Origin of the sequence: Streptomyces sp. NBC_00154 (assembly GCF_026342835.1) — a bacterium.
In the GTDB taxonomy this organism is placed as follows: domain Bacteria; phylum Actinomycetota; class Actinomycetes; order Streptomycetales; family Streptomycetaceae; genus Streptomyces.
In genome coordinates this window covers 7,531,228-7,555,063 of the sequence record NZ_JAPEMI010000001.1, presented here as the reverse complement: position 1 = coordinate 7,555,063, position 23,836 = coordinate 7,531,228, and the positions used below count along the sequence as shown (strand labels likewise).

Below are 23,836 nucleotides of genomic sequence, written 5' to 3'. Positions count from 1 at the left end.
CCCCTCAAACTCGGAGCGGGTGCGAGGCCGGTGCGAGCAGAAGCACGGGGCAGGCCCCCGACGGGGTGCGCGCGCTGGGGAGCGAGCAGTCGCCTCTCGGGGGCGGTGACGACCGCAGGGGCGGTGGTCGCGACGGGACCCTGCCCGTTGCACCGGACCACGAGTACCGCCTCCGGTGTGGCGGGAATCGCGGGCGGTCGCTTGCAGGGCAACTGGCGGAACGGGTGCGTCAGTCCTGGGTGGGGTGCCCGTCGACCAGCCGCCGCAGCCCCAGGGGGTTGTCCGCGGCCAGTGCGTCCGGCAGCAGCGCGTCAGGGAAGCCCTGGTAGGTGACGGGTCGCAGGAAACGGTCGATCGACGTCATGCCGACCGAGGTGAAGCGGCTGTCGGTGGTGGCCGGGAAGGGGCCGCCGTGGATGGTGGCGTGTCCGACCTCCTGCGGGTGGGCGAACGCGTTCACCACGATCCGGCCGGTACGGCGCTCCAGGATCGGCAGCAGGCGCGCGGCGTCACTGTGGTCGGCCTCGTCGAGGTGCATCGTCGCCGACAGCTGACCGCGGAATGTCCGGGCCACCTCGAGGAGCTGGGCCATGCCGGTCAGGCGGACCAGGACCGCGGCCGGTCCGAAGACCTCCTCGGACAGGCCGGGATCTGCCAGGAACCGCTCCCCGTCGACCTCGAGCAGCCGCGAGCGGCCCTCCCAGGAGCCCTGGGGCTCCGGGCCCTCGGTGAGGGTCTCGGCGCCGGACTCGCGCAGCCGCTGCGCGCCTTGGTCGTATGCGTCGTGGATGCCCGGGGTCAGCATGGTGCGCGCGCCCATGGCGTTCACCCGTGCTCTGGCCGCGTCGCGCATCTCGGCGTAGCCCGGACCGTCGACAGCGAGCAGGATGGCCGGTTTGAGGCAGGCCTGGCCGACGTTGACGAGCATGCGCTCGGCGAAACCGTCGCCGGCCTCGGCGCCGCGTGCTGCGAGCGCCGCGGGCAGGATGAAGGTGGGGTTGACGCTGGTCATCTCGGCGAAGACCGGGATCGGGTCGGGGCGCAGCTGGGCCCGCCGGTACAGCGCCATGCCACCGCCCTCGGAACCGGTGAAGGTCACCGCCTTGATCAGCGGGTGGTCCACCAGCGCCTCACCGATCTCGTTGCCCGCCCCCCGCACCATGGAGAACACTCCCTCATGCAGCCCGGAGTCGACGACCGCGCTCCGGATGGCGCGCGCCTGCAGCTCCGAGGCGCCCGGGTGGGCGTTGTGGGCCTTGAGGATGACTGGGGCGCCCGCGGCCAGCGCGGAGGCGGTGTCGCCGCCGGCGATGGAGTAGGAGATGGGGAAGTTGCTCGCGCCGAAGATGGCGACCGGCCCGATAGCGATCTTCTGCATGCGGTGGTCCATCCGCGGCCGCGGATGCCGCTCAGGCTGCGCCGGGTCGACGGTGGCGTCGCGGAAGCGGCCCTCGCGGACCACGTCGGCGAACTGCCGGAACTGGGAGGCGGCCTTGGCCGCCTCGCCCTGAAGTTGCGCTGCGGGCAGGCCGGTCTCCAGTGCCGCCCGCTCGGCCAGCTCCTGGTTGATCCCGTCCAGCCGGTCCGCGATCAGCTCGAGGAACGCTGCGCGTTCCTTGAGGCCGGTGCGGTTGTAGCTGTCGAAGGCCTCGTCGGCCAGGCGCGCGGCACGGTCGACCTCGGCCGGGCCGCCGAGCGCGAACTCCGGTCCGATGTGCTCGCCCGTTGCGGGGTTGAGTGCCTTCATCGTGCCGGCGGATGCCGGGACGTTCGACGAGCCGATCAGCATGTCTCCGGTCAGTGCCATCTCAGTACTCTCCGTTGTCCAGCGTCCGCAGCAGTTCTGCGGTGGTGGTGATGGTGTGGGCGTAGGTGGGGCCGTTGAGTTCGTGGGCGGCGTGCATCATCTCGGGCATGAACGCGGCGGTGGCGTCGCGGACGAGGGTCACGTGGTAGCCGAGCTCCATCGCGTAACGGCCGGTGGATTCGATGCAGGTGTTGGCGAGCAGGCCGATGACGATCACATGGGTGATGCCGTGCTGCTTGAGCTGGAAGTCCAGATCGGTGTTGGCGAAACCGCTCTGCGCCCAGTGCTCCTGGACGATCACGTCACCGTCGGCGGGCTGGAGGTCCTGGTGGAACTCGCCTCCCCAGGTGCCCAGCGCGAAGCTGTGGCGCTGCTGTATCAGCTGCTGGGTGGGGTTGGGGTGGTCCCAGTCCTCGTAGTCGCCTTCGTGCCAGCGGCGGTGGGGGACGAAGGCGATCTGCAGCTCCGCCTGGCGGCCGGCGGCGACGACGGCGCGCAGGTTGTCCAGCAGGCCGACGTCGGTGGCCACCTGCCGGACCGCCGGCCAGATCTTGCCCCCCTCGGACAGGAAGTCGTTGTAGGGGTCGACCAGCAGGACCGCGGTGCGGGTGGGGTCGTAGGTGTCCGTCATGGTGCGTCCTTCTCTAGCGTGGATGACTGTCATCATCCACATTCAGGATGATTGACGTCATCCTGAATGTCAAAGGGAGGCGCTTGGCGTGAGGTCATCTGTATGATGAGCATCATCCACAATGACGTCGCCACCGGAACCCTGCGGCGACGCGCCTGCGGGCGGCGTGAGCGCGCCCCCGATTGCCCCCTGGCTCGACGGCCGCCGGAGGGACGGTGCCGAGGATTCGGCGCCATGCGCCTCCTCGTCGCCCTATCGCCCCTCGAAGCGCCCCGGGCGGCGACCGGCAGACGGCGCCTCGCAAGCGTCAAATACCAGTGAGGAACCACATGAATCCCGATGAACTGCGCAAGGCCCTTGTCGGCGCCTGGCGCCTGGTGTCGTACAAGGCCACCGCCGTCGACGACGGCAACGTCATCGAGCCCTTCGGCCCGCAGCCCCAGGGCCTCATCACGTACACACCCAGTGGCCACATGTCGGCCCAGATCATGCGTCCGCTGCGGCCCCGTTTCCGACAGGGGCGCCTCGAGGAGGGGCTGCCCGAGGAACTGGCCACGGCGGCCGACGGCTATATGGCCTATGGAGGGACCTACGAGGTTCCCGAAGACGACTTCGTGGTCCACCACGTCGAACTCAGCCTGTTTCCCAACTGGGTGGGCACCACCCTGGCCCGGGTCGCCGACTGGGACGGCAACAGGCTCCGGCTGACCCTGCCCGAGCCCGCCCTGATCCGGGGCGCCCGCCGCACGGGCGTCCTCATCTGGAAGCGCGCGCAGTGACGGTCACCCCGTCGCACTTCGCGTGTACCGGATGGCGTGTGTGAGGCGTCCGAGGCACCCTCGGCTTCACCGCTGTGCGGCCGCGGCCGGCGCGACAGCCCGGGAGCACGAGTGGGTGCGTGGATCACTCAAGGCGGCACCGGCCCGGCCGAATCGCACTCCTCGCCCTGCCGGACCGGACTCGGCCGGGCCTCGCCGCCGGGTGCCTGAACGCAGTCACCCCACCCGAGCAACAGCGTGAGCGTCGGATGGTGCGCTCGTGACCGTCGCGAGGGAGGCTGCATTCCCGATCAGGATGTATGATGACCGTCATCCACATTTGCTCGGTGCAGTCTGTCGCAGATCGGGAGGTCTTGAAATGGGTCACTCCCAGGCAGCCAAGGCGGAGTCGCGTGAGCGGGTCCTACGGATCGCCGCTCGCCGTATCCGCGAGGAGGGGCTGACCCGCCCGGGCGTCGCGGAGCTGATGAACGAGGCCGGTCTGACCCACGGCGGGTTCTACAAGCACTTCGCCTCGCGCGACGACCTGATGAATCAGGCTGCGGCCCTCGCCCTGGCCGATGGGGAGAGCAAGATGGCGGACGCCGCCCGTCGGAACCGCGAGGAGCCCCGCACGGGACTGATCGACTCCTACCTCAGCGCCCGCCACCGTGATACTCCCGGAACGGGCTGCGCAGTGGTGACGCTCGGCGCCTCGGCAGGGCGCGGCGAAGCCGAGATGAAGGAGGCGTACGAAAAGCAGGTGCGAGGCTATCTGGAACTCATCAGCGAGACGGCGGGCGGCGACTCCGATGAGGTGCAGGCCGACGCCATGCTCACGCTGAGTGCGATGGTCGGCGCCCTGCTGATGTCGCGGGCGGTTGCCGACCCCGAACTCTCCGATCAGCTTCTGCAGACGGTCGCCGCGCGGCTCAAGCGCACGCCCGTGAAGGCCTGACCGAACGCATCCCACTGCCCCAGGGCCGACGCCATCAGGGCGCGGGCCGCCCGCTGCCCATCCCCACCCCCGGCCCTCCCGCCGCGCCCGCGGCGCGGCGCTCCGCGCTCAGCGGTCGGTTCCTGAGCAGGAGTTGTTGCTCCCGGCGATCACCAGTGCGACGGTCGTGTCCGCCCCAGGAACCTGCCTGGCAAGACCGCCACCGGGCTGCCGACTGGGCTCTGCGCGTGGTCTCCCGGCCACGGCTGCGCGCCTTGCCGGCCGCAGGGATGGGAAACGAGGTGATGCGCACCGTTCCTGGGCAGTGAGCAGGAGTGAGTCCTGGCTCACCGGCGCGCCCCGAACGGTTTTGGGCGCGCTGGTCCTCCGCTTTCGCGTCCCGGTCGGCGACGCATATCCCGTATGCGGTCCGTCCCAAGTGGGCGGAATCCCTCACGACCTGGCCATATGGGTGTAGCCAGAGGCGACGGGGAGGCCCCGAACCATCTCGCTGGTGACACGGGGGCCCCGACCGCTGACGCCACACCCGGCGTCCCAGATCGCACCGAGAACATTACGCACACCCCGCCAGCCATGCCCACAGACCGTCACACCGTTCACTCAATCGTGCCCATGTTTGCCAAAGCGGCTTGTGTGCCCAGCAGTTGTGAACCCTCTACGGCGACGACTGGCAACGTCATGCGAATGCTGCGCAGCAGCACCGCTCAGCGAGTCGCAGCAGCACCGCTCAGCGAGTCATGGTGCCCTCGTCCGATCCCAAGGACCCTCGCTGTCGGTCGGTCGTCCGCACGTCGGGCTCGGCCGATTCGAGGCGGCAGCGGCTGCTGTGCGGGACCGGAGATGACAGTTCACCGGAGGCGCTGCGGCAGCGGGCAACCAGGCCGAGAGTCCGTAGCCGGTCAGCAACAGGGCAGTACTGCTGGGGAGATTCCCCGGGTATCCCACGCGGGTATCCTGCTGCCTGAGTTGCAGGTGACAGGGACGATCGGGCGCAGTTTCAGCCGGGGGCAACGTGGTGCGTGTACTTAAGGCGATAGTCCCGGTCCTCGCCCTGGTGACGGTGGCGGCGGGGTGTTCCTCGTCCGAGGCCAAGGACGAGGAGCGGCTGACCGCGCAGCGGGAGAACTACTGCACGCAGCTGGGGGCGTGGCAGAAGGCGCGGAACGCGGCGGGCACGGACACGCCGGAGTCGTCAGGGTACGACGAGGTCGGGGCCGTCGCTCAGGACGCCTTCCTCGCGATGCGACCGCTCCGGGACGAGGCCGTCGGCGGAGGCCGCACCTTGGCGGAGGCGACGGTGGCAGCGATGAACAACAGTGACTCCGAGGCGGAGGGGCGCATCGTGCAGTACTGCGGAGATGTCGGCTTCGAGACGCTGACCCGCTAGTTACCTGAGTCGGAGAATCTCTGACTCAGGACAGTAGTTGGCGGGCGGCACCCGAGGTGGGAAGTCGTACGGGTGTCCTACGATGCGGCTGGTGAACAACCATCGCGGCCGAATACTGCTGGCCTGCTCCGTCGTCGCCGTCGTTGCGTTTGGGTGGTACGCCACCCAGACCGTACGTCCTCCTGACTGCGAGGTCACTGTTTCCGCATTTGCTGACGGTGACGGACAGCCGCTCCCCGAGGGCGGGGAGGAAGTGACCTGGGGTGAATTGGACGAACGTGCCTACCAGGACCTGGTCGCGTCAGGACGTTGCGAGCCGCCGGCAGCTCGCTGGCGCCACTGGCTCAGCTGACAACCCGAAGTGCACGGTCGATCTGCATGCGGCTCTGCCGTGATGCAGGACGCTCCAGGCGCGGAGCCCGGACGGGATTCGTTCGTAGATCACACCGCCGACGCGGTCTTCGTCCAGTCGTCCGACAGGCTCCGACCAAGTGAGCAGAAGACCGCACCTCGCAGCATCCGTGCCGGCGGCGGACGAGCTGATCGCTTCCCGCCTCGTCGGTGCACGACTGGGGGCTACTCAGCCGGATGAGCCGGCTCGCGGACCGCCCGATGCCGTTCCGCTGACATTCACCTCCGACATCAACAGCTACGAACGACCGCAACCTTCCGGCAGGAACGGCCTCAGCCGTTCCCACTCGGCATCCGTCGGATCGCCTCGCCCCATGTCCACAACAACCATCCGGATGTGAAGTAGTCACATGAACGGCCGGACAGGCCCTGGGGCAGGCCCCGCGCGGCCGGCGTCCTCGGCGCACACCGGTGTCCGCGCTCATCACCCTCACCGACGGCGAGTTCGACGCGCTCAGCAGCCCCGTCTGACCGACGCTGGATGCCGACGCCGGACACCGAACCACTCTCGAAGGGCAGCTCATGAAGATCGGCATCATCGGAGCAGGCAATATCGGCGGCAATCTCACCCGTCGCCTCACCGCGCTCGGGCACGACGTGTCCGTGGCCAACTCCCGTGGCCCTGAGACCTTGGCCGACCTGGCCGAGGAGACCGGTGCCACCCCGGTCACTGCCGCCGAAGCCGCCCGCGGCGCGGAAATCGTCGTGGTGACCATCCCGCTCAGGAGGGTCCCCGGCCTGCCCTCCGGCCTCTTCGACGGCGCGGCCGAGGGGTTCGCCGTCATCGACACCGGCAACTACTACCCCAAGGAGCGCGACGGACGGATCGCCGCGATCGAGGACGACGGCCTGACCGAGAGCCGCTGGACCGAGCAGAACCTCGGCCATCCGGTCGTCAAGGCGTTCAACGGCACCCTCGCCCAGGACATCCTCGCCATGCCGCGGCCGGCCGGGCACCCCGAGCGGATCGCGCTGCCCGTCGCCTCGGACGACGAGACCGCCAAGGCGAGGGTCCGCGCTCTGATCGATGAACTCGGCTTCGACACCGTCGACGCCGGCGGCATCGACGACTCCTGGCGCCAGCAGCCCGGCAGCCCGGTCTACGGGCTCCGCGCCGACGTCGACGGCGTGACGAAGGCTCTCGCTGACGCCTCACCCGAGCGCAGGTCGGACTTCCGGGCCTAGAAGACTCATGAAGATCTTGGTGAGGGGCTGTCCGGCCGCTAGGCCGGCGGCCCCTTTGGTCATGCGCTGGCCGGGGCGAGGTGCCAGGCTCCGCTGGTGTGGGTGAGTCCGAGGTTGATCAGTCGGCGGAGGTTGAGGGCGGCGGCTCGGGTGTGGAGCCAGGCGTCGTTCTTGAGGGTGCCGCGGTAGCGGAGTTTGCGGTTGCCGTGGTGGACGAGCCAAGCGACGGTGCGTTCGACCGGGGGTCTCCAGCGGCGGTAGTCGGCCTGCCAGGCGGGGTCGGTGGCAGCCTGGTGGCGGGCGGCTGCTTGGAGGTCGTGGTGCGGGCGGATGGTCAGGATGCGTCCGGCCTTGGCTTTGGTGCACCGCTGGCGCAAGGGGCATCCGGTGCACAGATCCTTGAAGGTGGCCTTGCGCTGGTGGTGTCGGCCACCGGGCTCGGACAGGCCGACGGTGTGTCCGGCGGGGCAGGTCACGGTGGCGGCGGTGGTGTCGATCGTGAAGTCGTCGAGGGTGAAGCCGCCAGGGACGGCCGGCCGCAGCGGGGCGGGTTTGAGGAAGAGTTGGTGCCCGGCCTTGTGGAGGGCCTGGCGGGCGTCGCCGGTGGAGTAGGCGGTGTCGCCGAAGGCGTCCACCGGGGTGTCCTCGTCGGCGAGCAGGTCCAGGCCGACGGCCGCCTCGTGGTGCTCGGGCCCGGCGCCGGGCCGCAGGGCGACGGCGGTGTATAAGCCGGTCTCGGGCTCGATGGCCAAGTGGGCCTTGAAGCCGTCCTGCTGGTGGCTGCGGGTCTTGTGGACGTGCCGGGCTTCCGGATCGACGGTGGAGACCATCCGGCCTGGGGCGGTGCCCCGCGTAATGCGCCAGCGGCCGTCGCGGCCGTCGGATTCATCGGCGGGCTCGACGTCCTGGCCGGCGATCAGGGCCAGGATGCCCACCGCGTTCGCGGCTTTCTCGCCGAGTTGTTGGTCGGGCAGGTGGCCCAGTAGCCGCAGCGCGTCCGTGACCAGCGCGTCGACCAGCTCGGCGCGGGCCTGTTCATCGTTCCAGGCAATCTTCGGTTTGCCCGGGTCGGTGTAGTCGTGGGCGGTGCACTGGGCGGCGGCGACCGTTTCGGCACCGGGAACCTCGCGGATCACTGCCCGGACGGCGGCGATGAGTTGGGTGACCGTGTCCTGAGTGGCGACCGCGTCGTCCAGCACGGTGGAGTCCAGCGCCCGGCGGTGCTTGCCCTTCAGGACCCCGGTTGCCTTCACCACCTCACGCACGGCCTCGAACACCCGGTTCGGCCGGGCGGAACGGGCCAGTCGGCGGCGGAAGTAGGCCAGCAGCGACGGATCGAACGCCATGTCGTGCAGGCCCAGTCCGCACGCGGCCTTCCACCGCAGGTCGCACCGCAGTTCTTGGACCGTCTCAAAGTCCGACAGCCCGTGCAGGGCCTGCAGCGTGATTACGGCGGCCAGGATCTGCGGCGGCATACTGGGCCGCCCGTTCGCCGACGGATACATGTCCGCGAACATTTCAGCCGGAAACAGCCGACCTCGATGCTCGGCCAAGAACGCGAACACACTCCCAGCCGGAATCAGATCCCGACACGTCTCCCACACGTCCGGCCCGACGCTCTCGCCGATCCACTCGCCCATCGCCACAAGACGAGTCTGGCCCTGCCGCTCACGCGGCAGGGCCAGAACCCAAGATCTTCATGAGTCTTCTAGGGCGTGTTCGCGGCGTGTTCGTCGTCTCTGACGAGGCAGTGGGTTCCCAGTTCGGGAACGTGAGGCCTGCTCGGGGATCTTGGGTCGTGCCTGGTAGGTGAACTCGGTGGCGCGCACAAGGGCCCGGCGGGCTTCGTCGGTTGCCCGCCATCCCCGCGGGTGCGGGGAGCAGTTGAGGCGCTTGGTCATGGTGAGGGCGTAGCAGGGACCGCAGCGCGGCACCGTGTGGATGGTCGCGGGCGTCGGAGCCGCCCCGGTTCCCGCGGACAGGCCCTGGGGCTTCCTGGAAGGGGTGCAGCGCCGGCAGACCGGCGAAGGCTGGTGGGACCGAGCCGAGTCAGCGCCGCGCCGTAGGCGCTTGAGGCGGCACCTTCCGCTCGAACGTTTGGGCGGGAAGGTTGGTGCTGCTGGTGGGGAATTACGTGGCCGTCGATGTCCGGCGACGACCCGTTCCCAGGACGATGCGGACGGAGCCAGGTGCGAGCGCCGGGTCGCTGGATCGTCTGCCTGAGGGGGCGTCACCCCGCTGGTGCGCCCGGCGGGGACCCCGGCTTCTTCTCGTCGGCTGCGTGGCGCAGAGCGCGGTCCTGTGACGTGACCGCCGAAAGCGGCGCAGCGATATGTTCCAGCGGCTTCTGTTCTGCGGCCACTGCGAAGAAGACGGCCACCAGGCCCGCGATCACCATCAGGGCCGCCCCCACACTGAACGCGAGAGCGGCGTCCCCGACGACTCCGCTCTGTGTCAGGCCCGCGAAGAGCAGGGGGCCGGAGATACCGCCGGTCGCCGTCCCGATGGCGTAGAAGAAGGCGATCGCCATGGCTCGTGTCTCCATCGGGAAGATCTCACTGACCGTGAGGTAGGCCGAACTCGCACCCGCCGACGCGAAGAAGAGGACGACGCACCAGCACAGCGTCATCGTGATGGCGTCGAGCCGTCCGGCATCGAACAGCCAGGCAGTGAGGAACAGCAAGGCTCCGGAGAGGATGTAGGTCCCCGCGATCATCGGCCGGCGGCCCCAGGTGTCGAAGAGACGGCCCAGGAGCAGGGGGCCCAGGAAGTTGCAGAACGCGATGGCGGCGAAGAAGTAGCCGGTTGTTCCGGTGGAGACGTCGAAGAACGTGACCAGGATCGAGCCGAAGCCGAAAGTGATCGCGTTGTAGAGGAACGCCTGTCCGACGAAGAGCGCGAAGCCGAGCGTCGCACGCTTGGGATAGTCACGGAAGACGGTCTTCCCGATCTCGATGAAGCCGACGCTGCGTCGCTGTTCGACAGTGATCTCGCTCTCCGCCTCGGGGAGCGGGCGGCCCGTCTCCTCCTCGATCTCCCTTTCCACCTCGTCGACGAGCTTCTCCGCCCCCTCGGACTGTCCGTGGATGAACATCCACCGCGGGCTTTCCGGCACATGACGGCGTACCAGAAGGATGACCAGTCCCAGAACGACGCCGAGGGCGAACGTCAGCCGCCAGCCGACATCCTTGGGGAAGATGTCGGTATCGAGTGCGAGGACCGACAGGAGAGCACCACCCATCGCACCCAGCCAGTAACTGCCATTGATGATCAGGTCGACGCGGCCCCGGAACCTGCTGGGGATCAGCTCGTCGATGGCGGAGTTGATGGCCGCGTACTCGCCGCCGATACCGAACCCGGTCAGGAAGCGGAAGAGGAAGAACCACCAGACGGAGAAGGAGATGGCGGTGAGCGCGGTCGCCGCGAGGTAGACGGTGAGAGTGATCAGGAAGAGCTTCTTACGGCCGTGACGGTCCGTGAGCCAGCCGAAGAAGAGAGCGCCGGAGCAGGCGCCCGCCACGTAGAGCGCTGCCGCGACGCCCGTGACCTGAGCGCTGCTGATCGGCAGGCCGCTGCCGGCTTCGGAGAGCCGGCCGGCGATGTTCCCGACGACGGTGACTTCCAGGCCGTCGAGGATCCAGACAGTGCCCAGGCCGATCACGATCATCCAGTGCCATCGCGACCACGGCAGGCGGTCCAGTCTCGCGGGGACCTTTGTCGTGACTGTTCCGGTGACTGCTTCTCCGCCTCGGCTCATAGGACTCTGCCTCCTGACAAGGCGGCCTGCGTCGCCGCCCTGGGCGCCGAGGCCGGGTACCTAGTAGGGCTTGGTCAGGTTCGTATCGGTGTGGGTATGTTGCGGTGGCAGGTGGGGCAGGCACCGGTCCAGAGGGCGAGGAGTATCTGCAGCTCGCGGACGACCTGGTAGAGGCTCAGGCCGGCGCCGCGTCTTTTGGGGCCCGGGCCAGTCGTTGCAGGGTGCAGAAGGCGTGCGCGACGGAGACGAGGGTGACGTGGTGGTGCCAGCCGTTCCAGGTGCGGCCCTCGAAGTGGGCAAGTCCCAGGGCCTGTTTCATCTCCCGGTAGTCGTGTTCGATGCGCCAGCGGAGTTTGGCGAGCCGGACCAGCGTGGTCAGAGGCATGCCGGAGGGCAGGTCGGACAGCCAGAACTGCACCGGCTCGCTCTCACCGGCGGGCCATTCGGCCAGCAGCCAGCACTCCGGCAGTTCCGGGCCGTCGGTGGCCTGGCGGACCTCGCGTCCGGCAGGCCGGATGCGCAAGGCCACGAAGCGGGAGTACATCCGCTTGCGGCCCGAGCGGCCGGTGCCGGGCCGGGAGCCCTCCCGCCACTGCACCGGCCTGGCCGCCTTCCGGCCCGCCGCGATGACCAGCTCCTTCACCGGCCGCGGCTTGTCGGGATACTTCGCCACCGGCGGCCGTCCGGACCCCGAGTACGGCTCGGCCACCGGCACCGCGCCGGCGGGCTGGGCCGACAGCGTGGGGAGATCCCCACCACGTAGTTCAGGCCGCGGGCCTGCAGTCCGTGCCGGAACGCGGCGGCATCGCCGTATCCGGCGTCCGCGACGGCCAGCGGCACCTCGATCCCCCAGGAGCGGGTCTCGTCGAGCATGTCCAGGGCCAGCTGCCACTTCTCCACATGCCCGACATCGTCCGGGATGCCGCAGGCGGCACGGCGGGCGACCTTGCCCGCATCGGCCTTCGGTGAGGCGGGATCCCATGTCCCGGGCAGGAACAGCCGCCAGTTGACCGCCGCCGAGGCGTGGTCGGACGCGAGGTGGAGTGAGACGCCGACCTGGCAGTTGGTGACCTTGCCCGCGGTGCCGGTGTACTGCCGCGACACACACGCCGAGGCGGTCCCGTCCTTCAAAAACCCGGTGTCGTCGAAGACCAGGGCCTCCGGCCCGATCGCCTCCTCCATCCGCCAGGCGAGCTGGGCCCGGATGTGCGCGGGGTCCCAGGGGCTGGTGGTGATGAAGTTGGCCAGTGCCTGACGATTGCCGTCCTCCCCGAGCCGGGCGGCCATCGGCTCGACCGACTTACGCTGCCCGTCGGTCAGCAGCCCCCGCAGATATACCTGCCCCCACCGGCGCTGATCCTTTCGCGCAAACGGCTCGAACACCTCCGCCGCGAACGTCTCCAACTCGCCACGCACCACAGCAATCTCGTCCGGAGTCACACACTCTCAACGCCACACCGGACCTGCAGGACACGCACCACCACAACCGACCTGACCAAGCCCTACTAGGGTCCAAACGGATAAACAGCACCACGAAGCGATGCCCAACTGGAGAGGCGCACCAGTCGACGTGGAGGGGGATACACCCGACCGGGTCCTGTCCGCGGAGGGCTCCGGAGGCCATATGCCGCACAAACCGTAGCCGCACTCACAGGCGACCGAGCCGGGGCCGGACAGTCCGGCGCGCTGGCTGTCTCCCGAATCGTGGGGCGCCTCGGGCATCCGCTGTGACTCCTCCCCCTCGTAAACGAGGCGGCTTCTCACTTGACCCCACGGGGTTTCATGACGGCCAAGCCCTGACCGCTGCCGAAGCAGGATCGCACCGTACTACGCCGCTTCGCGGCTCCGAATCTCAGGATGCGTTTCCCGCCCGGCCTGAAGGCCGGGATTCCCACCCAAGATCAGGGATGGCGTCCCGGATTACCTCCAGAGCGACCTCCTGCTGAGCCTGTCCGCTGCCATGCTCGCGGGCCAGGCGCCGCAGCTCCTGTCGGCTATCAGGTAATTCCCCACGATGTCAGGAGCCTCCGCCCGGCCCCTCGGTGTCGCCGAGGGGCCGGGCCGGCAGCCGATCACTACCCTGAGCGGTCTTTGACCGCAACGATCACAGTCGTGCGCTGGGGATCTCGGTGTCCGGGCGGGGCCGGGGTACATCGGCGTCCCCGGGGACGCAATCCGATGGTCTGCACGTGGAAAGTGCCCTCCGCCTGGACCGGCAGAACCCCTCAGCAAGGTTCATCGTCCCAGGTCAGGAAGGCACTTTCGCGTTTTCGCCCCATCAGCTGCCGTCCCCGGATGAAACGGCGGGGTCAAAGCTCAGCCTCGGTGGGTTTCCAGCAGTCGCAGCCAGATTTCGCCGAGGGTGGGGAAGGCGGGGACGGCGTGCCAGAGCCGGTCGATGGGTACCTCGCCGGCGACGGCGATGGTGGCGGAGTGCACCAGTTCCCCGACGCCGGGTCCGGCGAAGGTGACGCCCACCACGGTGTTGCGGTCGGTGTCGATGAGCATGCGGGCCCGGCCGCGGTAGTCCTCGCCGTACTGGTGGGCGCCCGCAACGTGTGCGAGGTCGTAGTCCACCACCTCGATCCGGCGCCCGCTCTGCTCGGCCTCGCGGCTGGTCAGACCGACGGAAGCGACCTCGGGGGTGGTGAAGACGACCTGCGGGACGGCCACGTGGTCAGCGGTGGCGACATGCGCGCCCCACCGGGTGTCGTCGACCGGTTCCCCGTTGGCGCGGGCCCCGATGACAGCGCCGGCGATCCGGGCCTGGTACTTGCCCTGATGCGTCATCAGGGCGCGGCGGTTGACGTCGCCGACGGCGTAGAACCAGCCGCCGTCGACGCCGGTGACGCGGAAGGTGTCGTCGACGGTCAGCCAGTCGCCGGGGGTGAGACCGACGGTCTCCAGGCCGACGTCGCGGGTCTGCGGGGCGCGGCCGGTTGCCAACAGGATCTCGTCCGCGGCCAGCTGCCCGCCGTCGGAGAGCGTGATCCGCACCTCGCCGTCTTCGCCGCCCTCGCGGGCCAGGGAGGTGACGGTGGTGTTGAAGCGGATGTCGACGCCTGCTTCGCGCAGTCCGTCGGTGACCAGTTCGCCGGCGAACGGCTCCATCCGCTGCAGCAGCCCGTCCTCGAGGACCAGCATGGTCACCTGGGAACCGAGCGCCTGCCAGGCGGTGGCCATCTCGACGGCCACCACACCGCCGCCGACCACGGCCAGACGGCCGGGGACCTTGCCCGCACTGGTCGCCTCACGGCTGGTCCAAGGGCGGACGGTGTCCAGGCCCGGGATGGGGGGCAGCGCCGCGCCGGTTCCGGTGGAGACGGCCACCGCATGCCGGGCCGTGAGGGCGACGGTCTCACCGTCGGGAGTCTGCACCGCCACCTGCTTGGGACCGGTGAGGCGGCCGTGGCCGCGGATGAGATCGACGTTGACCGAGTCCAGCCAGTCGACCTGGTCCTCGTCCTTCCAGTACGAGGACATCTTGTCGCGGTGCGCGAGAACCGCCTCGACGTCCAGCGGCCCGGCCACCGCCTGACCCAGTCCGGGTATGCGGCGTGCGTCGGCGCGCGCCACCACCGGGCGCAGCAGCGCCTTGCTGGGGTCGCAGGCCCAGAACGAGCACTCCCCGCCGAGCAGTTCACGCTCCACGATCACGGTACTGAGACCGGCAGCGCGGGCACGTTCGGCCACGTTCTCACCGACCGGCCCAGCGCCGATGACAATCACATCGTAGGTGCGGGTGGTCTCGTTCATTACTGCTCCATTCATCACTGCTTCTGCAACTCAGGTGGGTGGTTGGTTGGTTGGTGTGGTGTGGTGTGGTGTGGTGTCAGCGGCCGGGGAGGCGCTGCGTCACTTCCTGGAGCACCCAGCCGTTGCCGTCCGGGTCGCTGAAGGTGAGGAAGGAGCCGTAGGAGGCACGCTCGGGGTGCAGGCCTGCCAGCCGCTCCTGGCCGGGACCGCGGTGGGTGACGTCCCCGTCCTCGTGGCCATGGAACAGCCCTCCGGCGTCGTGGAACACCTCGCTCACGTCGATGCCGCGGCTGGTGAGCTCGGCGTGGGCCTCTTCGATGTCGGTGACGATGAGGTACAGGCTCTGGATCGTGCCGGGGGCGGTGGAGGTCATTCCCTCGCCGAAGATGATCGAGCACTCGGAGCCGGGCGGGGTGAAGTGGACCACCCGGAAGTCGTCACTGGCTGTGTAGTCGACGTCCAGGCGGAATCCCAGCGCCTCGTAGAAGGCCTTGGTCCGGTCGATGTCGGAGACGGGCAGCACGATCATTTCGAGTTTCAGATCCATGGGGATGTCCTTGTTTCTTGAGGCGTGTTCACGGTTTCTTGAGGCCGGTGTTCACGCGTCCAGTGCGTCACTGGTTCAACGGGTGCACGGCGGCCGGGGCTGGGGGGTGCGTACTGCCCTGGCGGCCGGGTCTGCCAGCTGCGACGGCCGGGGAGACGGCCGGTGCTGTGCAACCTGATGGAAAAAACCTATCCGACGCTTAGCTTGCGTGCAAGGAAAACGTGAAATAGGAGGATGCGGCAAAGGTATCAGTGGGTGGGGTGGCGGTCCGGAATACCGGAGTGGGCGGGTTCTTCCGCCGCAGGGCCCCGGGGCACGCCACAGACAGGCACAATCTGCACCGGGAGCCAGAAGTGCCATACCGGCGCTGACCTGCGCCTTTCGCCGGTGCGTCCTCGTCGGGCAGTGCCGCGGCACTCGTGGATCAGTCCGCCGAGAATGTCGTGGCGTTGGATGCGTTGCGCCCAAAGGGGATGACGTGCGGGTCGTCGGCGGGAGCTCGAAGATCGAAGGCGTGGTGCGACCGTCTCGGCGATCTCGCTGCGGCGAACCGAGCCGACCGCACGGGTCCGCTCGGTTCGCCGCAGCGAGCATCGCGGCCGCCCGGTCGCCGGACGACGCGCCGCAAGCTCTGCGCATCGGCGTCTCGATGGCCACCGGTGCCCCGCGGACGAGCGCCGGACGCGCCGGTGAAACGGCTCGTCCCTAAGCGACCGTGAGCACGATCTTGCCCTGGATGTGCCCTCGGGCAGCGCGTTCGTGCGCGGCTCGAGCATCCGCGAGCGCAAACGTGCTGTCGATCGCGACGCGGACCGTGCCCGCGTCGAGCAGGCGTGCCAGTTCGGCAAGCTGCGCGCCGTTCGAGCGGACCGTGGTGCCCGTGACGGTCACGCCCAGCTTCGCGTTCTCTTCTTCGTCGAATTCGCCGAAGAACACGGGGAACTGGGAGCCGCCGCGCTTGAGCGTGCGCAGGAAGCGTTTGCTGGCGGGGCCGCCGACGGCGTCGAGAACGAGGTCGACGTCGTGCACGAGTTCCTCAGGACGGCTCTTGGTGTAGTCGATGAACTCGTCGGCGCCGAGCTCGCGCAGGAACAATTCATGCGCGCCCGACGCCACCGCGATGACACGTGCACCCTTCCATTTCGCCAGCTGCAGCGCGAAGTGCCCCACGCCGCCCGCGGCGCCGTTGATGAGCACCGTCTTGCGGGCGTCGAGTGGCACCGGACGATGCTGCGCCGCCTGGAAGCCCGAGGGGTGATCGTGTCCGACCTCGATCAGGAACTGCCACGCGGTGAGCCCGGACATGGGCGCCCCGGCGGCGTGCACGTGATCGATGCCGGCCGGCTTGAGTGCGAGATCCGACGCAGGCGCGGCCACGTACTCGGCATAGGTGCTGCCATCGAAGCCGGGGAAGCGAAGGAGACCGAAGACTTCATCACCGACGGAGAAGCCGTCCACATCCGCGGCGACGGCCTCGACGACGCCCGACAGGTCCGTCCCCGGGATCGCGGGCAGGCTGAACTTCGGCCTCACCTCCACAGGCAGGTTGGACATCCCGTCGCGCAGGTACCAGTCGGGGGGGTTGACGCCGACCGCGTGCACGCGAACGAGCACCTCACCCGGCCCCGGCTCGGGAATCGGCACCTCGTCGTGACGCAGAACTTCTGGGCCGCCGTGCTCATGGAGCCGGACCGCCCTCATCGTGTGTGTCGGCATGGTTTTCTCCTGCCCGCGCTGCGGGATAGGCTTATTCGGATCAGCGATCCACATAAGCGGACCACTGATCCGAATATATGGACCACTGATCCGGATAGTCAAGAGGGACAGATGCGCGCCGACGCCAGGAAGAACCGCGACCACCTGCTCGCAGTAGCGGGCACCGCCATCACCGAGCAAGGCGTCGACGTGTCGCTGCGCGACATCGCGCGCAGGGCCGATGTCGGACTCGCGACGCTGCTGCGTCACTTCCCGACGCGCGAGGCGCTGCTCGATGCCCTGCTCCGCACGAGCTTCGACGAGCTGACCGCTAAGGCAGGCGCCCTCGAAACGTCCAGCTCGCCCGACGACGCTCTCGCTTCGTGGCTACGCGACTGCGTCGCGTGGACAACTGAGTATCGGGGCGCGATCGTGCTGATGGCAGCCGCCATCGAAGACACCGAGTCCGCACTCCACGCTTCGTGCGTCACTCTGCGCGCGGCCGGTGCGCGGCTCCTCACCCGCGCCCAGGCCGCGGGCATGGCGCGGACCGACATCGATGGCGTCGATTTGTTCGCGCTGGTAACGGCGCTCGCCTGGCTCGGCGATCAACCCTCGCTCGCGCCACGCGCCGATCACCTCTTCGACGTTGTCGCAAGCGCGATCCTGACCAGCACAGCGAGCAGCACCGAGGGGGAACGCCGCCCTCGCGTCCGTAGCTGAAATCGTGAGTTCGCCAAGACGGTCAAGGTCACCGGCATCACGCCCGGGTCGACTCCTGACGGTTTCAGTCCTGCCCTCCGTCGTCGTCCTCGTCCAGCTCGGGCGCGTCCGGATCACGCAGGGGCCGCAGCCCCTCGCCCGGCCCACCAGCCGCGAAACCGAACTGGTAGCGACCCATGAAGTTGATGTCGCTGTCCTACAGCGGAGACAGACGGGCCACGTCCCCGTCCTTGAGGTCGTGGCCCTCGGCGCGGAGCTGGGCGACGGCAGTGTCGAGATAGCGGTCATTCCCGGAAGCTCCCCGCCCGGGGAGGCTGCTGCGGTGACCGACCATGATCAATCCCGGCGCTACTTCCTGCACCTCAACTACTCACACCCGTGACTACACGTCCTCGCCCGGCGCTGTGCGTCGTCGGTCGTCTCAGGAGACTATGGAAGCACCAGAAAGGCACGAAAAACATCCCAGCACTGCAGCTCCAGGGCCTGCGCTGGCGTGTCGCCCTGGCAGGTGGAAGGAGCACCTGGGATGAGTGAAGCGGGACCTCTCAGTGCCGACAGCGGCTCGTCCGACCTCCGGCTGGAGCTGCCGAGCGGGGTGCTGGATACGCTCGGTGTGGCGGTGGTGGCGCTGGATACGGCCGGACGGTTCGTGTTGTGGGGCCCGCAGGCCGAGAAGCTGTTCGGCTACTCCGCGCAGGAAGTGCTGGGCCGGCACGCGGCTCAACTGTTGGTCCACGAACCGTACATGGACCTGGTGGCCGGTAAGTGCGAGCAGACGATGGAGACCGGCCAGAGCTGGGCCGGGCTCATTCCCGTCCGGAACAAGGACGGCAGTACGCGGCTGGTGGAATTCCGCTACAGCCGTCTGCCGGACAACCAGGGCGACTTCTACGCTCTGGGTATCGCCACCGATGCGTCGACGCTGCGCAAGGTGGAGCAGGACTTGGCGTTGTCCACGCAGCTGATCGCCCAGTCGCCGGTCGGGCTGGAGGTTCTGGACACCGATCTGCGCTATGTGGCCGTCAATCCGGCGATGGAACGGATGCACGGCCTGTCTGCCAAGGACCACCTCGGCCGGGGCTTCCGCGAGGTCCTGCCCTCCGTCAGTGTCGACGCGTCCGAGGCGGCAGTCCGAGAGGTGCTCGAGACCGGACGCCCTCAGGTCGACAAGTACACCATTGGCCGCACCCCGGCCGACCCTGACAACGATCATGCCTGGTCTGTCTCCGTCTACCGGTTGGAGGACCCCAACGGTCAGGTTCTTGGTGTCGCCACGTCGGTGGTGGATGTCACCGATCGGCACGGCGCGATCACAGCGGCGGCCCAGGCCCGGCAGCGCCTGGCCCAGGTCGCCGAGGGCTCCGCCCGTATCGGTACCACCTTGGACATGAAGCAGACCGCCCGCGAGCTGGCTGACGTCGCAGTGCCCGAGCTCGCCGACCTCGCGGTCGTAGACGTACTCGACTCCGCCCTGGACGATCGCCGCCCCCCGGCACCCGACAGCGGCCCGGCGCTCTTTCGCACCCTCGCCGTGAAGGCCGCCTACCTCGCCGAGGCGAGCGGCGCCGCCGGCACGGCCGACCAACCGGTCAGCTATGACGCCGACCGACTGCCCACCCAATGCGTACGGACCGGTCAGCCGATCATGGTGACTCGCGTGGACGAGTGGGATCTGGCGCGCATCGCCCGTGACGCCGGAGCCGCCGCTGTCCTGGCCAGTGTCGGCATCCACTCATATCTCGCGATACCGCTGGCCGCCCAGGGCCGGGCACTCGGCGTCCTGGGACTGATGCGCGGCCGCAATCAACTGCCCTTCAACGCGGACGACGTCACCCTGGCCGATGAGCTCGCCAGCCGAACCGCAGTGTCCCTCGACAACGCGCGCCTGCACCAAAGCGTCCGCAACACTGCGGTGACGCTCCAGCGCAGCCTGCTGCCCCAGCCGACGCCACCCGAGAATCTGGAGGTCGCCACCCGCTACCAACCCGCCGGCACCTCTACCGAGGTCGGTGGCGACTGGTTCGACGTCATCCCCCTCGCGGAGGACAAGACCGCGCTAGTCGTGGGCGACGTGATGGGCAGCGGCATCGATGCGGCCGCCACGATGGGCCGCCTGCGCACCGCCACCGCGACCCTGGCCGACCTCGACCTCCCGCCCGCCCAGGTACTGCAACGCCTCGACAAGATCACCGCCGGTCTGGACCCCTACATCGCCACCTGCATCTACGCCGAATACGACCCGCACAGCGACCGGTGCCGAATCGCCGTAGCCGGACACCTGCCCCCCGCACTGACACCTGCAGGCGGGCCCCCCGAACTCCTCGACCTACCATCCGGTGCACCCCTCGGGGTCGGCGGCGTCCCCTTCGAAACGACCACCGTGCCCTTGCGCCCCGGCGATCAACTGGTCCTCTACACCGACGGCTTGGTCGAAACACGCCGCGACGCCATCGACGAACGCCTCGACCTCCTCCTCCGCGTACTCGACGGCCACGACCTTTCCCTGGAAGAAACCTGCGACCGGCTCCTGGAAACACTGCGTGGTCCGGACGACCACGACGACGTGTCCATACTCATCGCCCGACCCAGACCGCGGCCCTGACTCACTGCGGACGTCGGCCGGCCGGGGACAGCTCTTGGAGTGCTCCAGCGCTCACTTGACGGCGTGTGCCGAACCGTTGCTCGGGTCGGCACTGTCGCCTCCCAGATCAACTTGCTTTCCCTCCGTTACTGTTCCGCGCGTGAACGCCTCCTCCGTGGGAGAGAACAAGGAGTTCGCCGCATTTCTACACGCCCGCCGGTGTGGGGATCTCGCGCCGCAGCGCTCCAACGCGGGGCACGCCTGTCATCCGTCGTCTTCGTCGAAGGCGTTGCAGCTGTCGCGCAACACTTCGTAGAAGGCGTCGTCGTACTCGACGCCGACGTACTCAGGCTCGAACAGGTCGTCGTCCGGGTCGACGCCTTCGGATGACCGCATCCGTCGTTTTCGCGGTGTGGCCGTTTGATCACGTGATGCCGAGGGTGGTCAGCGGCCGGGTGGTGTCGCGGGAGCGTCTGCGTAGTCCGACAGCAGCTTGCGCCGGAGGGAACCACGGCCCTGGGCGGGCTCGTGTCCTGATACGGGTGGAAGGGAAACCGGACGAGGTTCACGGGGGAATCATGCAGATCATCGAGGTGACCGGGTATGCCGTCCGATCTGCTGTGATCACCATGAGGCGGACAGGGACGCCACTTGAGTTCGTGATCTTCCCGATGCTGCATGTGGCGTCGCCGACGTTCTACTCCCAGGTCCGCATCAGGCTCAGGGAATGCGACCTCATAGTCATCGAGGGAATCCGAGGGAAGTCGGTCGGAGTGAGTGCCCTCACGCTTGCTTACCGGTTCGCCCCACGCCGGCGGCGCAACGGCCTGCAGGAGCAGAGCGAAGAGCTGCTGCTTCCCGAGGCCGTGCAGGTCATCAACCCGGATGTGACCGCGGCGGAGGCGATCGCGGACCTGAAGACACTGCCACGGTGGATGTACTTGCTGCTCATGGTCGCGGCTCCCGTGATGGGCCTGGTGTTCGCGCTGCGCGGTCCGCGCGCCTTCCTCGACGAAGACCTGGTGGTCGAGGATCTGCCGTCGACACTGCGGGCGGAGATGATGGCCGACGATCCTGTGGGGCATGCGATGACCGGTCGGCGCGACCAGCGGTTGCTCGACGCGCTCGGCGAGATCCACGCGGAGCGCGGCGACGAGCCGATCCGGGTGGCCATCGTCTACGGAGCCGGCCACGTCCCGGCGATCGTGTCGGGGCTGAGGAATCGTTACGGGTACCGGCCACGTGAAGCGGAGTGGCTTACCGTCCTTGTCCCGGCGTAGACCGCCGGGCGAAACCGGTTCTGCGCGGCCCGGCAGACGGCGGCGTTACGGCTGGTCTGATCACGTGATGCCGAGGGTGGTCGGCCACCAGCCGGTCCGGATGCCACTTGTGACCGGGATGCCGGGTCCGACGCTCGACCTTGGGCAGCAGCGGCTCGATCACCGCCCACAGCTCGTCATCGACTTCCCACGGCTTCGGCCGAGCCACCCGGCACCCCCGGATCATCAGTCCCGGAGTGATCCGAACGAAGGCGAGCAGACCGTCCTGCCTGACGCCGGCCAGACCATCTCGACCGAGAACATTGTTTTCTGTCCGCATGTCAGAGATGGCCGGGCTGTCTCGTCTCAGGTTGCGAAGACAGGTTCTGAGAAGAACCCACCTCGACAACAAGGAGCTGGTCATGAGCGAGGAGACCACACACCGGAAGGTCGCGCTGATTACCGGGGCGAACAAGGGGATCGGCCGTGGGGTTGCCGAGCAACTCGCCGCGCTGGACATGACGGTCCTGATCGGCGCCAGAGACCCCCGGCGCGGCGAGGAGGCAGCGGCGGCGCTGCGCGCGGCAGGCGGCGACGCGCACGCGGTCACCTTGGACGTCACCGACCAGGCCACCGTCCGCGAGGCCGCGAAGCAGGTTGAGGAGCGCTTCGGCCACCTGGACGTGCTGATCAACAACGCCGGCATCACCGGCTCCGGACAGGTCTCGCCCGAAGACGCCCACGATCAGGTCCCCAGCACCATCGGCCTGAACATGGTCCGGGCGGTGTTCGAGACCAACGTCTTCGGGGTGATCGCGGTGACCAACGCCATGCTGCCGCTGTTGCGGCGGTCACCGGCGCCGCGCGTCGTGAACGTCAGCAGTCACGCCGCGTCGCTGACCCTCGCCAGTGATCCGGACGGCCCCTTTGCCGCACTGCTGCCGTCTGCGGCGTACTCGCCGTCCAAGAGCGCGCTGACCGCGCTGACCGTGCAGTACGCCAATGAACTGCGCAAGGACGGCTTTCTCGTCAACGCAGCCGCCCCCGGCTACGTCGACACGGACAGCAACAACCACACCGGCTTCCTCACGGTCGCGCAGGGCGCCGCAGTCGTGGTGCGCCTGGCTACCCTCGGCGCAGACGGACCGACCGCCGGGTTCTTCAGCGAGGACGGCTCGGTGCCCTGGTGACGGTGGCCCTGAACAGCGGCGTGTTTCACGGGCCACGGCGCCTTCGCGGATCACCACGTGGCCGGCCCCTCTGCCGGCGAAACAACAGGCAGTGGTAGTTGATGACCGAGGGGCGCGGCTCCTCCCACGGAAAGCCGCGCCACCCTCGTGGCGGCCACGTTCCAAGGAGGAGCCGGCGTGACGAAGACCGAAGAGTTCCAGGAGCTGCGGCCGCTGCTGTTCTCGATCGCCTACCGGATCCTGGGCAGTGTGAGCGAGGCCGAGGACGCGGTCCAGGAGACCTGGCTGCGCTACCAGGCCACCTCCGCCCAGCCCGGGTCGGCCAAGGCGTTCCTGTCGACCGTGGTCACCCGGATCTCGATCGACGTGCTGCGCTCGGCCCGCGTCCGGCGGGAGGAGTACGTCGGGCCGTGGCTCCCCGAACCGCTGCTGACCGACCCGTACGAGGATCCGGCGCGGTCGGCGGAGCTGGCGGACTCACTGTCGATCGCAGCCCTGCTCCTGCTGGAGCGGCTCACCCCGCTCGAGCGCGCGGTCTTCGTGCTGCGGGAGGTGTTCGCCTTCGGCTTCCCGGAGATCGCATCGGCCGTGGGACGGTCGCAGGCGGCGTGCCACCAGCTCGCGGTGCGGGCGCGCCGTCACATGGAAGCGGGCCGGCCCCGGTTCGAAGCCGACCGGAAGGAGCGCGAGGAGCTCGCCGAACGGTTCTTCGACGCTTTCCGGGAAGGGGATGTCGACGGGCTGGCCGAGCTGCTGGCCGGCGACGTTCAGATGATCGGTGACAGTGGCGGGAAGGCCCCGCAATTCAAGCCCGTCATCCTCGGTGCCGAGCACGTGGTCCGGGTGCTCGCGGCGTTCGTCCCGTTGGTCATCAGGGGGGCCGGCATCGTGGAGCCGCAGCAGGTGAACGGCCAGCCGGGTGCGATCCTCCGCGACCGGGACGGCCAGGTTCTCAGCACCTGGGCGCTCGACGTACTCGACGGGCGGATCCAGATGATCCGCACGGTGAACAACCCGGACAAGCTCGGGCACGTCGGCCCCATAGCAGACGCCTGGGCGGCTCTCCGCGAGGCGAACCAGGCACACCGGCCCACGGATTGACCCAACAGCCGACTGCACTCCAGGGCTGGGTTGCCGGGGCCCGGGCCCGCACCGGCGGGTCGGCGTGAACCACATCGTCCGCTCACTGCC

The 23,836-nt window shown here is 68.8% G+C and carries 17 protein-coding genes and 3 pseudogenes; 9 read left to right on the top strand and 11 right to left on the bottom strand.

Annotated elements, in window-relative coordinates:
* Positions 1-229 precede the first annotated feature (229 nt).
* Complete coding sequence (locus tag OHA03_RS33915) at positions 230-1,807, bottom strand: aldehyde dehydrogenase (NADP(+)) (protein WP_267007499.1); 1,578 nt, start codon at positions 1,805-1,807, stop codon at positions 230-232.
* Between the two features lies 1 nt (position 1,808).
* Positions 1,809-2,438: an isochorismatase family cysteine hydrolase gene (locus tag OHA03_RS33910; protein ID WP_267007498.1), complete on the bottom strand. Its 630-nt coding sequence runs from the start codon at positions 2,436-2,438 to the stop codon at positions 1,809-1,811.
* 329 nt (positions 2,439-2,767) lie between these two features.
* Between OHA03_RS33910 and OHA03_RS33905 the strand changes: the two genes are divergently transcribed.
* The 4 genes from OHA03_RS33905 to OHA03_RS33890 all read left to right on the top strand — a co-directional run bounded on the left by OHA03_RS33905 (position 2,768) and on the right by OHA03_RS33890 (position 7,137).
* Positions 2,768-3,217 (top strand): lipocalin-like domain-containing protein, encoded by a 450-nt coding sequence (locus OHA03_RS33905; RefSeq protein ID WP_267007497.1) that lies wholly within the window; start codon positions 2,768-2,770, stop codon positions 3,215-3,217.
* A gap of 358 nt (positions 3,218-3,575) precedes the next feature.
* Positions 3,576-4,154 carry a TetR/AcrR family transcriptional regulator gene (locus tag OHA03_RS33900; protein WP_267007496.1) on the top strand — a complete coding sequence of 193 codons (579 nt, stop codon included), beginning with the start codon at positions 3,576-3,578 and terminating at the stop codon, positions 4,152-4,154.
* 1,012 nt (positions 4,155-5,166) lie between these two features.
* Positions 5,167-5,541: a hypothetical protein gene (locus tag OHA03_RS33895; RefSeq protein WP_267007495.1), complete on the top strand. Its 375-nt coding sequence runs from the start codon at positions 5,167-5,169 to the stop codon at positions 5,539-5,541.
* A gap of 933 nt (positions 5,542-6,474) precedes the next feature.
* A complete protein-coding gene (locus OHA03_RS33890) occupies positions 6,475-7,137 on the top strand; it encodes an NADPH-dependent F420 reductase (RefSeq protein ID WP_267007494.1) in 663 nt (220 codons plus the stop codon).
* Positions 7,138-7,196: 59 nt separating this feature from the next.
* Here OHA03_RS33890 and OHA03_RS33885 read toward each other — a convergent pair whose 3' ends face one another.
* From OHA03_RS33885 to OHA03_RS33855, 6 genes and pseudogenes are all read right to left on the bottom strand, one after another.
* Positions 7,197-8,777, bottom strand: a complete 1,581-nt coding sequence (locus OHA03_RS33885) for an IS1182 family transposase (protein WP_267008256.1) — start codon at positions 8,775-8,777, stop codon at positions 7,197-7,199.
* Between the two features lie 590 nt (positions 8,778-9,367).
* Positions 9,368-10,894, bottom strand: a complete 1,527-nt coding sequence (locus OHA03_RS33880; protein ID WP_267007493.1) for an MFS transporter — start codon at positions 10,892-10,894, stop codon at positions 9,368-9,370.
* A 175-nt stretch (positions 10,895-11,069) separates the two neighbouring features.
* Positions 11,070-12,334: pseudogene (locus OHA03_RS47885) on the bottom strand (IS701 family transposase).
* 876 nt (positions 12,335-13,210) lie between these two features.
* Positions 13,211-14,650, bottom strand: a complete 1,440-nt coding sequence (locus OHA03_RS33865; protein WP_267007490.1) for an NAD(P)/FAD-dependent oxidoreductase — start codon at positions 14,648-14,650, stop codon at positions 13,211-13,213.
* Between the two features lie 76 nt (positions 14,651-14,726).
* Positions 14,727-15,197 carry a VOC family protein gene (locus OHA03_RS33860; RefSeq protein ID WP_267007489.1) on the bottom strand — a complete coding sequence of 157 codons (471 nt, stop codon included), beginning with the start codon at positions 15,195-15,197 and terminating at the stop codon, positions 14,727-14,729.
* A gap of 705 nt (positions 15,198-15,902) precedes the next feature.
* On the bottom strand, positions 15,903-16,913 hold the full coding sequence (locus tag OHA03_RS33855; RefSeq protein WP_267008255.1) for an NADP-dependent oxidoreductase: 1,011 nt from the start codon (positions 16,911-16,913) through the stop codon (positions 15,903-15,905).
* A gap of 111 nt (positions 16,914-17,024) precedes the next feature.
* Here OHA03_RS33855 and OHA03_RS33850 point away from each other — a divergent pair, with 111 nt between their 5' ends.
* Entirely contained in the window at positions 17,025-17,615 is a 591-nt protein-coding gene (locus tag OHA03_RS33850; RefSeq protein ID WP_267007488.1) for a TetR/AcrR family transcriptional regulator, read from the top strand.
* Positions 17,616-17,679: 64 nt separating this feature from the next.
* Here OHA03_RS33850 and OHA03_RS48075 read toward each other — a convergent pair.
* Positions 17,680-17,898: pseudogene (locus tag OHA03_RS48075) on the bottom strand (Tn3 family transposase); the annotation flags it as partial.
* 243 nt (positions 17,899-18,141) lie between these two features.
* On the opposite strand from OHA03_RS48075, the gene OHA03_RS33840 reads away from it, so the two are divergent.
* Positions 18,142-20,217, top strand: a complete 2,076-nt coding sequence (locus OHA03_RS33840) for a SpoIIE family protein phosphatase (protein WP_267007486.1) — start codon at positions 18,142-18,144, stop codon at positions 20,215-20,217.
* 243 nt (positions 20,218-20,460) lie between these two features.
* Here OHA03_RS33840 and OHA03_RS33835 read toward each other — a convergent pair whose 3' ends face one another.
* Positions 20,461-20,592: a hypothetical protein gene (locus OHA03_RS33835; RefSeq protein WP_267007485.1), complete on the bottom strand. Its 132-nt coding sequence runs from the start codon at positions 20,590-20,592 to the stop codon at positions 20,461-20,463.
* 263 nt (positions 20,593-20,855) lie between these two features.
* Between OHA03_RS33835 and OHA03_RS33830 the strand changes: the two genes are divergently transcribed.
* On the top strand, positions 20,856-21,476 hold the full coding sequence (locus OHA03_RS33830; RefSeq protein ID WP_267007484.1) for a hypothetical protein: 621 nt from the start codon (positions 20,856-20,858) through the stop codon (positions 21,474-21,476).
* A gap of 106 nt (positions 21,477-21,582) precedes the next feature.
* Here OHA03_RS33830 and OHA03_RS33825 read toward each other — a convergent pair.
* Positions 21,583-21,684, bottom strand: a pseudogene (locus tag OHA03_RS33825) (IS5/IS1182 family transposase); the annotation flags it as partial.
* Between the two features lie 193 nt (positions 21,685-21,877).
* Between OHA03_RS33825 and OHA03_RS33820 the strand changes: the two are divergent.
* Together OHA03_RS33820 and OHA03_RS33815 are read left to right on the top strand one after the other, a co-directional pair.
* The gene (locus tag OHA03_RS33820) at positions 21,878-22,645 is read left to right on the top strand and encodes an SDR family NAD(P)-dependent oxidoreductase (protein ID WP_267007483.1); all 768 of its coding nucleotides are present in this window, start codon (positions 21,878-21,880) and stop codon (positions 22,643-22,645) included.
* A gap of 177 nt (positions 22,646-22,822) precedes the next feature.
* Positions 22,823-23,746 (top strand): RNA polymerase sigma-70 factor, encoded by a 924-nt coding sequence (locus OHA03_RS33815; protein WP_267007482.1) that lies wholly within the window; start codon positions 22,823-22,825, stop codon positions 23,744-23,746.
* Positions 23,747-23,836: the final 90 nt, after the last annotated feature.

What these genes read in the sequence shown, in the direction of transcription:
- OHA03_RS33910 (WP_267007498.1), bottom strand. Translation starts at nt 2,438, where the DNA reads ATGACGGACACCTACGACCCCACCCGCACCGCGGTCCTGCTGGTCGAC.
- OHA03_RS33860 (WP_267007489.1), bottom strand. Translation starts at nt 15,197, where the DNA reads ATGGATCTGAAACTCGAAATGATCGTGCTGCCCGTCTCCGACATCGAC.
- OHA03_RS33885 (WP_267008256.1), bottom strand. Translation starts at nt 8,777, where the DNA reads ATGGGCGAGTGGATCGGCGAGAGCGTCGGGCCGGACGTGTGGGAGACG.
- OHA03_RS33905 (WP_267007497.1), top strand. Translation starts at nt 2,768, where the DNA reads ATGAATCCCGATGAACTGCGCAAGGCCCTTGTCGGCGCCTGGCGCCTG.
- OHA03_RS33900 (WP_267007496.1), top strand. Translation starts at nt 3,576, where the DNA reads ATGGGTCACTCCCAGGCAGCCAAGGCGGAGTCGCGTGAGCGGGTCCTA.
- OHA03_RS33820 (WP_267007483.1), top strand. Translation starts at nt 21,878, where the DNA reads ATGAGCGAGGAGACCACACACCGGAAGGTCGCGCTGATTACCGGGGCG.
- OHA03_RS33880 (WP_267007493.1), bottom strand. Translation starts at nt 10,894, where the DNA reads ATGAGCCGAGGCGGAGAAGCAGTCACCGGAACAGTCACGACAAAGGTC.
- OHA03_RS33855 (WP_267008255.1), bottom strand. Translation starts at nt 16,913, where the DNA reads ATGCCGACACACACGATGAGGGCGGTCCGGCTCCATGAGCACGGCGGC.
- OHA03_RS33840 (WP_267007486.1), top strand. Translation starts at nt 18,142, where the DNA reads ATGAGTGAAGCGGGACCTCTCAGTGCCGACAGCGGCTCGTCCGACCTC.
- OHA03_RS33865 (WP_267007490.1), bottom strand. Translation starts at nt 14,650, where the DNA reads ATGAACGAGACCACCCGCACCTACGATGTGATTGTCATCGGCGCTGGG.
- OHA03_RS33890 (WP_267007494.1), top strand. Translation starts at nt 6,475, where the DNA reads ATGAAGATCGGCATCATCGGAGCAGGCAATATCGGCGGCAATCTCACC.
- OHA03_RS33850 (WP_267007488.1), top strand. Translation starts at nt 17,025, where the DNA reads ATGCGCGCCGACGCCAGGAAGAACCGCGACCACCTGCTCGCAGTAGCG.
- OHA03_RS33835 (WP_267007485.1), bottom strand. Translation starts at nt 20,592, where the DNA reads ATGCGGTCATCCGAAGGCGTCGACCCGGACGACGACCTGTTCGAGCCT.
- OHA03_RS33915 (WP_267007499.1), bottom strand. Translation starts at nt 1,807, where the DNA reads ATGGCACTGACCGGAGACATGCTGATCGGCTCGTCGAACGTCCCGGCA.